The organism is Uliginosibacterium sangjuense, from assembly GCF_059132465.1.
Map to the genome: position 1 here is coordinate 4,210,976 of NZ_CP101132.1, position 12,597 is coordinate 4,223,572.

Consider the following 12,597-nt stretch of genomic DNA (forward strand, 5'->3'; position numbering starts at 1 on the left):
TCTCCTGTCATTGATTCTGATGTCTGCCTGAAATGGGTCGGGTTTGTGCTTTGCCACCTGTCGTCACCCGTATGCCATCTGCTTATGTATATGCGACGCAGCAAGACGCCGAAGCTGGTTGCCGATGTAATACGTTTGACCTCCGATCAACGGCCACGGGCGGGATGGATCACGCTGCACCGTGTCATGCGCCTGAAACACGATCCGCTAGAATCACCAGAAACAGCGCCTTCGCAGCCGGTCTTGTCTGGCTTGCCGTACGCGAGGCGCGGTCTGACGGTCGGCAGTTCGCCCACGCGAACGACGACGTAAGCTCCCTTGGTTCAGCCCGAAAGACGGATGCTCATGCGCAGCCCTCGCCTCTCCCTCCTCGCCGCCCGACTGGGCCTGCTCCTGGCGCCGCTGGCCGGCCAGGCGCTGGAGGTCGGCCCGCTGCAGGTGAGCAGCCACAGCGGCCAACCGCTGGTGGCGGAGATCTGGGTCAGCGGCAGCTCCATCGAGTTGAGTGATCTGAGCGCACGCGCCGCCGCCGCCGAGTTGTACGCCGGCGCGCAGTTGCCGTTCTCCCGCTTGGCGAGCCGGCTCAACCTGGTGGTCGAGCGCCGCGCGCAGGACCGCGCAGTCATCCTGGTACGCAGCAATGAGCCGGTGCCGGAGGGCAGCTCGACACTGCTGGTCGACCTGCGCTGGCCGGGGGGTGGCCTGGTGCGCGGCTATCGCTTCGCGCTGGATGCGCCGCCCAACCTGCCCATGGTCGCCGCCGCACCCGCGCCGCAAGTCACGCAGGCACCGGCACCTCAGCCGCCCGTGCAACCGGCGCCCGCCGCACCTGCCGCCAACACGCCGCCGGTGGCGGCCGCTCCCGCGGCGGCGGCAAGCGAGGCCGGCCAGTACCTCACGCAGGAAGGCGATACCCTGCACAGCATCGCCCGCAACGAAGAGATCGCGGGCACCAGCGTGCAGCAGCGCATGGCCGCGATCTACAGCCTCAACCCGCAACACTTCGCAGGCGGCGACCCGAACCGCTTGCGCGCCGGCGCGACGCTGCGCATGCCCAGCACCGAAGAGGCGCGCCAGCGCAGCGAGACGGCCGCCCAGGAAGTGTTGATCCAGGCGTCGCGCCAGCTCAGCGCCCAACGCAGCGACATCGCGCGTGCCGCCGCGGCCGCCCCGGCCCAACCCGAGAACGTGGAGCGCCACGCCAAGGGGCGCATCCGCAATGCACCGGGCGATGAGGCAGCGCCGCGCGAGAAGGCGCGTCTGACGATCGCCGAGGGCAGCGAGCGCGGCCGGCCGCAACACCGCCTCGCGGCGCTGGAGGAAGAGGTCGCCAGCAACGCACGCATGCTCGCGGAGCGCGACGAGCGCCTGCGCGAGCTGGAGGAGATGGTGACCCAGCTCAACCAGTTGATCCGCCTGCAGCAGACGCAGCTCGACGCCGTCCGCGGCGGTGCAGCCTCCGCCCCGCTGGCGCAGCCGACCCAGCCCGAGCTGACCCAGGTGCAAGGCTTGCTGACCGCGACGCCCAGCAGCGCCGGCCCACTGGTGGAAGATCGCCGCCCTCCGCCTGCCCGCGCCTGGTACCGCCAGCCCGCCGTGCAGCTTGGCGTGGTGGTGCTGGCCCTGTTGAGCTTCAGCGCCCTGGTCTACACCCTGGTGCAGGAACGCATCGAAGAAAAACGCCGCCGCGAGCGACGGGCCGAACGCAAGCGCCGCAAGGCGCAGGCCAGGACGGCCAGCAGGGAATAGTCCACGGCAGCGGGAAATCCCCCCGCCACAGGGGCCGGGCGTGCAGCGTAAGCTATGCGCCTCTGCCAACCCGGCCACGCCCCCATGGCTCATCGCACGCCCGCTCGCCATCTGTTGCTTGCCCTGCTCTCGCTCGCCCCGCTGACGGCCGCGTTCGGCCTGGAGGTGGGCCCCTTGCGCGTCTACCAGCAGGCCGGCCTCGGCCTGCTCGCCGAGGTCCCGGTCAACGGTGACGGCGAAGAACTGGGCGGACTGTCGGTGCGCATCGCGCCGGCCGAGCTGTATGCACGCGCCGGCCATGCGCGCACGCCCTTCGTCGCCAGCATCGGCGCCACCCTCGAACGCACCGGCGGGCAGGAGGGGCGCATCCTGCTGAAATCCACCAGCGACATGCCGCCCGGCCAGACCGTCGTGCTGCTGGAATTGCGCTGGCCCGGTGGTGAGCTGGTGCGCGGCTATGCGCTGGATGGCCCCGCCCTGCCCCCCGCCAGTCCGGCACCCGTCCCCGCAACGGGACCGGCCCCGACGACGGCCCCGCCCGCTGCAGCCCGCCCCGCGCCGTCGCGCGGCGGCAGCTACCTGAGCCAGCCCGGCGACAGCCTGGGCAGCATCGCACAGCGCAGTGCGCCGCCCGGCGTCAGCGTGGCACGCCAGATGGCGGCGATCCTGGCGCTCAACCCGCAGCACTTCGAACAGGGCGACCCGCACCGCCTGCGCGCCGGTGTGCTGCTGCGCCTGCCGGATGACAGCGAGCCGGCCCAGGAGAAACCGCTTCCACCGAGCGCCCCGCCCCCCACCGAGGCGCGCCCGCCGGTCACGGCCGCGGGCGAGCCGCCACGCCTGCAGATCGGGCCCGGCCGCAGCGAGACGCCAGGCCGGGAGGAACGCCTGTTGATGCTGGAGGACAGCCTGGCCAGCCAGTCACGCCAACTGGAAGATAGGGATGGCCGCCTGCGTGCGCTTGAAGCGGCGGTGCTGCAACTGACCGAGCTGGTCAGCCTGCAGCGCCAGCAACTCGCTGCGCTGGGAGTGTCGGCGCCGATGGCCGCAGCGCCCGCGACGGACCCGCAGCCCCTGGCGATCGCCCACAGCCTGGCGGGCGCCGACGAGGCGCCTACGCGCTGGTACCGCCTGCCGTGGGTGCAACAGGCCATCATCGGCTTTGCCCTGCTGATGTTCGGCGCGCTGGCGCTTACCGAAGCGCGCTACCACCTGGGCCGCTATCTGCGGCGGCGGCGCCGGCGTCGCCTGCCGGCACTGTAGGCCCGCGCCTCAACTGCTCTCACGCACCACCAGCTCGGGCGGGTGCAGGTAGTCGGGCAAGCGCGGCAGCGCTTCTCCGGCAAAGCGTGCTTCGACCAGGCGGGACAGCATGCGCACGGCCTGCCGCCCCATTTCGGCCTGGTTCTGGCGCACCGTGGTCAGTGGCGGATGCAGCCAGTCGGCACCCCGCACGTCATCCACGCCCACGACCGCGAGGTCTTGCGGGATGCGCAGACCGAGGCGGTGCGCGGTGAGCAGCACGCCTTGCGCCATGCGGTCGTTGGCGGCGAATACCGCATCCAGGCCGGCCACCCTTTCCCGCAGTGCATGCAGCCCCGCCTCGCCGGCCGCCGGCTGCCAGGTGCCCACATGCAGCAGGGTCTCGTCGGCCGGCTGTCCGGCTTGCGTCAGCGCATCGTGCCAGCCACGCCGCCGCTCCTGGGCATCCCACGAGGCATCGGGGCCGGCGATGTGGCCGATGCGCCGGCGACCCTGCTCGATCAGGTGGCGCGTGGCAAGCAGGCCCGCGCCGTAGTTGTCGAAGGCCGACCAAGGCACGCCCACCGAACTGGAGCGCACCAGGGCCACGACCGGCACGCCATGCTCGTGCATCAGGCGTTGCAGCAGGGGCGCGAAGCGCTCGCGTGTCTCCGACAGCATCCACAGCACGCCATCCACGCGACGCTCCAGCAGCTTGTGCAGGAAGTCTTCCTGCGACAGGTTGTCATCGGCATGGCGCTCACGCAGCAGCAGGGCGTAGCCGAGCGCCTCGGCCTCCGCCGTGATGCCGCTGTTGATGTTGCTGCCGCCCAGGTGGTCGCGCCCGGTAAACACCAGGCCCAGGGTGCGCGTGCGCCCCTGGATCAGGTTGCGCGCCAGTTCGTTGCGCCGGTAGCCGAGACGGGCGATGGCCTCTTCGACACGCTGGCGCGTCTCTGGCGCCACGGCCGAGGACTGGTTGACCACGCGCGACACCGTCTGGGTCGACACCCCTGCCGCGCGCGCCACATCCTTCACCGAGACGCTGTGCCCCCAACGTGCCATCACCCCTCCTCGCTCCTGTGCCGGCCGTCCGCGCGGCCGCTTTGTCTGCGCGCGATGATACGCGGCCCCGCCGGGCCCTTCTCCATTGTGGCAGGGCACAAGAAAAACGCCGCCCGCAGGCGGCGTTTTCCGGTCCGGCCCGACGCTCAGTTGGCTGGCACGGGGGACACCTTGGTGTAGCTGTTGCCCGGATTGCTGTCCTTGAAGACCCACCACGTGGTGGCCGGCGTCGCGCCACCGACCGTCACCGTGACGTCCTTGAAGGTGCTGCCCTTGAGGCGCGAGATGCTGGTCGCCTTGGCGTCCTTGATCTTCACCGTGTCGAACACGAGGTTCTCATGGAAGGTCTCCGGGTAGCCCAGGGTGGTGTCGGTCCCGGCATAGGCATCCACCTGGATCGACACGCCGCCCTTGGTGGCGTCGACGTTGTCGAGCGTCACGTTCTTGACCAGGATGTCGCGGAACTGCGCCGATGCGCTGGCGTTGGGGAACACGTTGGAACCGGCGCTGTAGCTCAGAGTGAAGATGAAGGCGTTGCCATTGCCGCCACCGTCGGTGAAGCTCTTGCCGCCCGCGGTGCTGACCACGGTGCGCGCACCGACACTGCGCATCGCGTTGTCGCGGAAGGTGATGCGCCGCGCGCCGCCCCCGGTGGCCGGCGTGCTCTTCATGCGCAGGCCGTTGTCGGTGAGGTAGGCCACGTTGTCCTCGGCCAGGATGTCCTGGATCCAGGCGCCGGTATGGCTGCCCAGGGCCAGCACGCCATGCCCTTCACGCATGTAGTTGTTGAACACCCACACGTTGGCCGAGGGCACTGCCGTCTCGTAGTCCTTGCCCTGGCCGGCAGCGAAGTTCACGTTGTCATCGCCGGTGTCGAAGAAGTTGTTGTACACCCAGCCGCCATTGGTGTTGCCGAACTCCACGCCGTCGCCATTGTTGACGTCGAAGGTCTGGTTGACCGTATTGGCGAACACCACGTTGTCGGATTCGATGAACATGACGCCGTGATAAGCCGGATTGCGGATGGTGAGCCCGCCGAAGTACATGTTCTTGACGCCCCGGAAGGTGGTGACGCTGGAGCGGCGGTTGCTGTAGAGATTGCTGATGTCGCTCTTCTTGGCCGCCTCGTTGGCACTGCTGATGCCGTACTCGGCCAGGGCCGCCTCCATCTGACTCTTGGCCAGGATGCCGGTGGCAAAACCGGCAATCGTGCCGCCACTCCCCGCCGCGTACTGCGGCAGGCTGGTCCCGCTCTCGTCGATCACATCGCTCGCCAGGCGGTTCCAGCCATTGCAGTCGAGCAGGCCCTTGCCGACCACGCGCACGTTGGTAAATACACCGCGCGTCTCGTCGTAACCGGTGCGCTCGGCGCGCGTGCCGTTCATGTGCTTCGGGTTGAGCAGGTTCAGCAGCGAAGGCGGACGGCGATCGTCGGTGACGTTGGTCTCGTAGCTGTAGAGCTGGTAACCCTTGCTGAGCGGGTAGTCAGCCGTATAAGGCGAGCCCTTGAGCGTGCCGCCCTCGGCGATCTCCAGCGTCATGTTGCTCTTGAGAAAGAGCGCCCCGGTCACAATGATCTTGCCGCTCGGGAACAACACCTTGCAGCCATAGGCCGAGGTGGAGCCGGCCGCGCAGTCGTCGATGGCCTGCTGGATCGCCGCCGTGTTGGCGCTGATCGCGGTGGCGTCGGTGATGTCGCCCACGGTGGTCTTGGTCGACACATCGACGACCTTGGCGAAGCCCGGCGCGGTGGTCTGCAGGACGACATTGCTGTCGGCCGACTCGCTGCCATCCTTCATCACGGCACGCACGGTGAAGCGGTACTGGGTACCGGGCACCAGGCCTTTGACCAGGAAGTTGTGGAACTGCAGCTTGACGTGGAAGCCGGCCGTATCGTCCTTGTAGAACTGATCGATGTAGGGCTTGGCCGGGGAGTTCGCCGTGTTGTTGGCGCTTGCCAGGCCGAGCAGCTTGCCGTCCTGGAAGACGCGGTAATCCACTACGTCGGCATAGCTGGCCGGCTTTTGCCACACCAGCGAGATGCTGCTGTCGTCATAGGCCAGGGTCGGCACACACAGGCCTCCCGGCGCTGTACTGGTCCCTTGTGCCACGGCCACGCTGGCCGCACAGGGCGCACTGTCGGCTACGCTGGCAGGCGTCGCCGGGGTGTCGTCGTTGCCGCTACCGCCACATGCCGCGAGTACGGCACACCCGAGGAGCGCCAGGGGGCGCCCCACACCAAACACCTTCTTCATTGCTGTCTCCTGCCTTGTTATGCGAATCGAATTCCGCGCCACGCAATGCCTGCCGACGATACAAGCTCACGCCAGTTGGCAGGAAATGCTTGTGGCAACGAACGCGGTGCACGCTAGCGCGAGCGGTTTGCCATTGACATGATTTTGCAGAATTTAATGTTAGCGATAACAAACCCACTGCAGCAAGCGACTCAGCCCCCGCAAAAAAGCATTTTCGCGCCTTGTCTCTCACCTTGACCCGGTTGATCGTGCACTCGGAGTGCACAGTCCGTGCGCATGACGGCAGCCCACTTCGGGCGCCGAAACGCCCTGCAACGGGACTACATTGCAGCCTCGCCGGCCACCGCTGGGTGAAGCCGGCACCTGTACTCCGGAGACAAGCATGAAAGCTCATAACCTATCCCTGCTGGCTGCACTGACCGTGGCCGGCATCCTCACCGCCTGCGGCGGCAGTGGCAACGACGACACCGTTGCGTCCACCTCTTCTTCCTCCTCGTCCAGCAGCGGCGGCAAATCCGTGTCCTCGCTGGGCGCGGACGGCTGGGCCGCGACTGGCACCAACAACCTGGGAGGCACCGGCACCACGGGTGGCGACGGCGCCGATGCCGCGCACACCTATACGGTGAGCAACCGCAGCCAATTGATCCAGGCCCTGTACCCCGATGCGGTGATCGCCGCCGATGGCAGCTTCACCAGCGCGGCGGGCGCCGACAAGACGAAGAAGATCATCTACATCAACGGTACCGTCGACCTCAACGTCGATGCCAGCAACACGGCGATCACGGAAGACCAGTACCTCGCCCGCAACAACTGCCTCGCCACGCTGCAGGCCGCCAATTCGGGCGCGTATGCCAGCATCACCACGGCCAGCGCGTTCTGGACCGCCTACAAGGCCGCCTATGCCCCTAATGTGTGGAATACCACCCTGGTCAGCAACAAGCCGCCCGCATTGAGCGGCCCGCTGGAAGTCGCACGCAGTTGCGCCTCCGGCAATCAGGGCAAGATCGTGCGCATCAGCGTGGGTTCCAACACCTCGCTCATCGGCCTGGGCAGCACCGCCAAGATCGTGCGCGGCAACCTGGCCCTGCCCACCGGCGCCGACAACATCGTGATCCGCAACATCGCGTTTGAGGATTCCTTCGACTACTGGCCGGCCTGGGACCCGACCGACAGCTTCCCCAGCGTGAGCGCCACGCCGGCGGCCAATGGTTGCGCCACCAGCGCGCCGACCAAGTGCGTGGGTGGTCGCTGGAACTCGAACTACGACCTGATCTCGGTGACCGGCGCGACCCATGTGTGGATCGACCACGTCACCCTGTCCGATGGCACAAACACCGACAAGAAGTATCCGCCGGTGCCGACCTGGGACTTCGGCGGCAACGCCCAGTTGCCGGAGCAGAAGATCCAGCACCATGACGGCCTGATCGACGTGAACCTGGGCTCGCACTACGTGACCCTGTCGTACAACCACTACAAGGAGCACGACAAGACCGGCCTCATCGGCGGCACCGACTCGGCCAGCCTGGTGGAAAGCCCCCTGGCCTACGGCGTGACGATCCATCACAACTACTACGAGAACAACAAGCAACGCCAGCCGCGCGCCCGCTTCGGCCGCATCCATGTCTACAACAACTACTTCAGCGGCCAGTTGAGCAATGCCGACGGCAGCGGACCGGACTATGGCTGGATGGTGGCCTGGACCGCCGGTACGGCCAGCAAGCTGTACGTGGAGAACAACGTGGTTGACCTCTTGGCCAGCCCCTCCAACGATACCCAGCCCGCAGCCACCCACCTCGCCGGGGCGTCGAGCTCGACCAGCAACTACACCAAGTGCACGACCGTGGCCAGCAAGCCCTGGGCCAACACCGACTGCGTGACGACCTTCTACGACAATGGCAACCTGTTCAACGGCGTGGTCACCGACGTCTATGCCGGGGCAGGCTTCGCCACCTACAGCGGCCAAGCGATCGTCAACGAGAAGACGGCCGGCACCAAGTACTGGCAACCCTCCTCGGTCTACACCTACACGCTGGATGCAGCCACGGCCGTCAAGGCCAAGGTGACTGCCGGCGCGGGTGTCGGCAAGCTGTAAAGAAGCATCCGGCCAATCCGGGAAAGCCCCTGCTGCAGGCGCCGCGGGGGCTTTTTTTTGATCCGGCTGGCCGCTGGGCCAGGAAAAATAGAAGATATCGGCCTGCAGGCGCACACAAGCACGCAAACCTGCCCCTATACTGCGGTTTCGGCACGAAGCCGATTCATCGACACGAGGAACCACACATGAACAAATCCGATCTGATCTCCGCGATTGCCGCCAAGACCGAACAAACCAAGACCTCCGTGGCCGACGTTCTGGAAGCCACCATCGCCACCATTGAAGAGGCTGTGGCCTCTGGCGACCAGGTGACCCTGGTCGGTTTCGGTACCTTCAAGGCAGCCGCGCGCGCCGCCCGCGAAGGCAAGAACCCGAAGACGGGCGAAAAGATCAAGATCCCGGCCAGCACCGTGCCGCGCTTCTCCGCCGGTGCCGGTTTCAAGGCCAAGGTTGCCGCTTCCAAGACCAAGAAGAAGAAGTAAGCCGGCATACCGGTTCCACCTGCCTCGTGCAGGTCAGACAGGCGGGGCGTCATCGGGCGCCCCGCCTGTTTTGTTTCAAGCGCCGCGCAAATGTAAGCCTTCATGACAAGGGCTTGCCCGGCGCCAGGACGACATCGCACATTAGGCGCGTCGCCCTGCCGGGAAGCCATCCATGCCCCTCGTTCTCCACGTCCTCGCCCTATGGGCCCTGCTGTCGAGCAGCGCCGCCCACTCCGCCCCGCTGGCCCAGCCCGGCAGCCACACGCTGAGCCTGCAGCACGCGGGCCAGACACGCCAGTTCATCGTGCACGTGCCGCGCAGCTATTCGCCCACCCGCCCGACGCCCCTGGTGCTGTCCTTCCACGGCGGGGGCGGCACGATGCGCATCCAGGCGGAAGACCGCTACTACGGCCACATCAGCCAGGCGGAGGCGGCCGGCTTCATCGCCGTGTTCCCCAACGGCTACAGCCGCCTCCCCGGCGGGCGGCTGGCCACCTGGAACGCGGGCAATTGCTGTGCCGCCGCGCGTGACCGGCAGAGCGATGACGTCGGCTTCGTGCGCGCACTGATCCAGCATGTGCAAGGCCAGCTCAATATCGACCGCAGCCGCATCTTTGCCGATGGCATGTCGAACGGCGCGATGATGGCCTACCGCCTGGCCTGCGAGATGCCGGAGACATTCCGCGCCATCGCCGCCGTGGCGGGCACCGACAACACGCGCCAGTGCGCGCCGGGGCGCGGGGTATCCGTGCTGCACATCCACGCGCGCGACGACCAGATGGTCCTGTTCAACGGCGGCAGCGGACGTGACTCACCCCAGGTGGCGGATTTCGTCTCGGTGCCGGCGAGCATCGCCAAGTGGGTCGGGCTCAACGCCTGCCAGCCCACGCCACGCCGCGTGCTGGACCTGCCCGGCGCTTACTGCGAGGCCTACAGCGGCTGCCGTGACGGCGCGGAAGTGCGCCTGTGCGTCAGCGAAACCGGGGGGCACTCATGGCCCGGTGGCGTCAAGCCGCGCGGCGGCCAGGCCTCGACCAGCCCCTTCAAGGCCACCGAGATGGCCTGGGACTTCTTCAGTCGGCAGTGAAGCGCCCCGCGTAGTCACGGGCGAACTGCCAGGCCACGCGGCCACTGCGCGAGGCGCGCATCAGCGACCACTGCAGCGCCTCCTGGCGGATCGGCGCCCACTCGCTGCAGTCGACACCGAACTGCTCCAACCAGTGGCGTGCGATCTGCAGGTATTCCTCCTGGTTGAAGCTGTAGAAACTGACCCACAGGCCAAAGCGGTCAGACAGCGAAACTTTCTCTTCCACCGCCTCGCCCGGATGCAGCTCGCCATCGCCATGCGTCGTCTGCAGGTTCTCTGAAAAGTACTCCGGCATCAGGTGGCGACGATTGCTGGTGGCATAGATCAGCACATTCGCCGGGACCGCCGCGAAGCTGCCATCGAGCACGCTCTTGAGCGCCTTGTAGCCGGGCTCGCCGTCCTCGAAGGACAGGTCGTCGCAGAACAGGATGAAGCGCTCCGGGCGCGCCCGGATCAGGTCGACGATGTGTGGCAAATCGACCAGATCGGTCTTGTCGACCTCGATCACGCGCAGCCCCTGATCGGCATACTCGGTCAGCACCGCGCGTACCAGCGAACTCTTGCCGGTGCCGCGCGCGCCGGTCAGCAGCACGTTGTTGGCGCTGCGCCCGGCGACGAACTGGCGCGTGTTGGCATCCACGCGTTCTTTCTGACTGTCGATGTCCTGCAGGTCCGCCAGGCGGATCGGCTGCAGGCCATGCAAGGCCTCCAGCCAGCCACGCCCCTGGTGGGTGCGCCAGCGATGGGCCAGGGCACTCCAGTCGGGTGCGGGCGGCGCCGGCGGCAGGCTCGCCTCGAAGCGCGCCATCAGGTGTTCGGCACGTTGCAGGAATCGTTCGAGATCAGCGCTGCTCATGCTCTTGCTCCGGGTCTTGTGGGGCGGTCTTGTCCTGCTTGGCGGCCTCGGGCGGATGGCGCAGGGGGATCGGTTTCTTCTGCTTGGGCCAGGTCGACCACACGATCAGCAGCAACAGGCACAGCGCAATGCCGGCCTCAAGGAAGATCAGCCACATGGGACATGCTCGGGAGGAAGACAGGGAGGCTAGTATAGTCGCGCACTCCAGCCGACCATGCCTTGCCCGACGCCCCGATGAAGTCACGCCTCAGCGCCCTCCTGGCCACTCACCTGCCAACACTCCTGCCAACACTCCTGACCGCCCTGCTCGCCGCCTGCGCCACCCCGCCCACGCCGCCCGAGCCGGTGGCCCCCACCAGCCCGCCACTGCTGTGCCCACCGGTGGCGCCGGCCCCGCAGTGCCCGCCCACCGAGCCTGCCAAGGCGCCCGACACCCCGCCGGCCCCCGCCTTCATCGCCGCCGACTGGAGCCTGCTGCCCGGCTGGGAGAAGGATGAGCTGGCCGCCGCCTGGCCCGGCCTGCTGGCCAGTTGCGCGGCGATCCGCCAGCCCGCGATGGTGGCGGCCTGGGGCCCGGTCTGCGAGGCCGCGCGTGCGCTGGGCAGCAAGCCCGCGACGCGCGAGATCCGCGCGTTCATGGAGACGCAGTTGCAGCCTTGGCGGGTGGTCAATGAGAACGCCAGCGAGGAAGGGCTGATCACCGGCTACTACGAGCCGCTGATCCGCGCCAGCCGCTGGAAGAGCGCGCGCTTTGCGACGCCGATCCATGGCGTGCCGGAGGACATGCTGAACCTGGACCTCGGCGAGGTCTATCCGGAAACCAAGACGATGCGCCTGCGCGGCCGCCTCGACGGGCGCAAGGTCCTGCCCTACTGGTCGCGCGCGCAGATCGAGGCGCAGGGCGAGCGCTTCCCGGCCAAGGTGCTGGCCTGGGCGGCCGACCCCATCGAGCTGTTCTTCATGCAGGTACAGGGCTCGGGCCAGGCCGAGCTGTCGGACGGCACGCGCGTGCGCCTGGCCTATGCCGACCAGAACGGCCACCCCTACAAGTCGATCGGGCGTTACCTGATCGACCGCGGCGAGATCAAGCTGGAACAGGCCAGCATGCAAGGCATCCAGGCCTGGGCGCGGGCCAATCCGCAGCGCCTGTCGGAACTGCTCAACGCCAACCCGAGCTATGTGTTCTTCCGCGAGGAGGCCACCACCGGCGAGGGGCCCAAGGGCTCGCTGGGCGTGCCGCTGGCCGCCGGCCGCGCGATCGCCATCGACACCCGGACCATTCCGCTCGGCGCACCGGTCTTCATCAGCTTCGCCATGCCCGACGGCAAGCCGATCCAGCGCCTCGTGATGGCGCAGGACACCGGCGGGGCGATCCGTGGCCGCGTGCGGGCCGACTTCTTCTGGGGCTTCGGCGCCGAGGCCGGCGCGCAAGCCGGCCGCATGCGCCAGCAAGGGCGGCTGTGGCTGCTATGGCCGCGCGATGGTACGCCGCCAGACTGAGGCCTCTGCGGCTCGGCGACTGGAAAAGCTTGCTGCACGGCGGCCTGATCCCCCTTCTCCACGCCCAACCACACCAGTTGTCAGACGGTGAGACATAGTCGCTAGCATTCTTCGCCGATCGAACTAACATCCTGGTGCAAGTTCGTTGTCCTGCACCGACGAGGCATGGGCGCGCACTTGAACCGGATGGAGCGGCGTGAAACCGCGCGCTGGCGAACAGCCATCGCATGCGCAACATGCGATCAGCCACAGCGCGCCCGTATATATGT

At 67.6% G+C, this 12,597-nt stretch carries 10 protein-coding genes; 6 read left to right on the forward strand and 4 right to left on the reverse strand.

Annotated elements, in window-relative coordinates; genetic code table 11:
* Positions 1–345: 345 nt before the first annotated feature.
* Together NMB43_RS19495 and NMB43_RS19500 are read left to right on the forward strand one after the other, a co-directional pair.
* Positions 346–1,749: a type IV pilus assembly protein FimV gene (locus NMB43_RS19495; protein ID WP_494349837.1), complete on the forward strand. Its 1,404-nt coding sequence runs from the start codon at positions 346–348 to the stop codon at positions 1,747–1,749.
* A gap of 84 nt (positions 1,750–1,833) precedes the next feature.
* Positions 1,834–3,012, forward strand: a complete 1,179-nt coding sequence (locus tag NMB43_RS19500) for a type IV pilus assembly protein FimV (RefSeq protein ID WP_494349838.1) — start codon at positions 1,834–1,836, stop codon at positions 3,010–3,012.
* Positions 3,013–3,021: 9 nt separating this feature from the next.
* On the opposite strand, the gene NMB43_RS19505 is transcribed toward NMB43_RS19500, so the two are convergent.
* Positions 3,022–4,056 carry a LacI family DNA-binding transcriptional regulator gene (locus NMB43_RS19505; RefSeq protein ID WP_494349839.1) on the reverse strand — a complete coding sequence of 345 codons (1,035 nt, stop codon included), beginning with the start codon at positions 4,054–4,056 and terminating at the stop codon, positions 3,022–3,024.
* Positions 4,057–4,202: 146 nt separating this feature from the next.
* A complete protein-coding gene (locus NMB43_RS19510) occupies positions 4,203–6,311 on the reverse strand; it encodes a glycosyl hydrolase family 28 protein (RefSeq protein ID WP_494349840.1) in 2,109 nt (702 codons plus the stop codon).
* Positions 6,312–6,693: 382 nt separating this feature from the next.
* Here NMB43_RS19510 and NMB43_RS19515 point away from each other — a divergent pair, with 382 nt between their 5' ends.
* The 3 genes from NMB43_RS19515 (at position 6,694) to NMB43_RS19525 (ending at position 9,972) form a co-directional block, all read left to right on the forward strand.
* Complete coding sequence (locus tag NMB43_RS19515) at positions 6,694–8,403, forward strand: pectate lyase family protein (protein WP_494349841.1); 1,710 nt, start codon at positions 6,694–6,696, stop codon at positions 8,401–8,403.
* A 185-nt stretch (positions 8,404–8,588) separates the two neighbouring features.
* Entirely contained in the window at positions 8,589–8,885 is a 297-nt protein-coding gene (locus NMB43_RS19520; RefSeq protein WP_494349842.1) for an HU family DNA-binding protein, read from the forward strand.
* A 172-nt stretch (positions 8,886–9,057) separates the two neighbouring features.
* A complete protein-coding gene (locus NMB43_RS19525) occupies positions 9,058–9,972 on the forward strand; it encodes an extracellular catalytic domain type 1 short-chain-length polyhydroxyalkanoate depolymerase (RefSeq protein ID WP_494349843.1) in 915 nt (304 codons plus the stop codon).
* Here NMB43_RS19525 and NMB43_RS19530 read toward each other — a convergent pair.
* Together NMB43_RS19530 and NMB43_RS19535 are read right to left on the reverse strand one after the other, a co-directional pair.
* Positions 9,959–10,828, reverse strand: a complete 870-nt coding sequence (locus NMB43_RS19530; RefSeq protein ID WP_494349844.1) for an ATP-binding protein — start codon at positions 10,826–10,828, stop codon at positions 9,959–9,961. The genes NMB43_RS19525 and NMB43_RS19530 overlap by 14 nt on opposite strands.
* Positions 10,815–10,985 (reverse strand): hypothetical protein, encoded by a 171-nt coding sequence (locus NMB43_RS19535; RefSeq protein ID WP_494349845.1) that lies wholly within the window; start codon positions 10,983–10,985, stop codon positions 10,815–10,817. The genes NMB43_RS19530 and NMB43_RS19535 overlap by 14 nt, the downstream gene beginning before the upstream one ends.
* Positions 10,986–11,062: 77 nt before the next feature.
* Between NMB43_RS19535 and mltA the strand changes: the two genes are divergently transcribed.
* Positions 11,063–12,328, forward strand: coding sequence for a murein transglycosylase A (mltA, locus tag NMB43_RS19540; RefSeq protein WP_494349846.1), 1,266 nt, complete (start codon positions 11,063–11,065; stop codon positions 12,326–12,328).
* Positions 12,329–12,597: the final 269 nt, after the last annotated feature.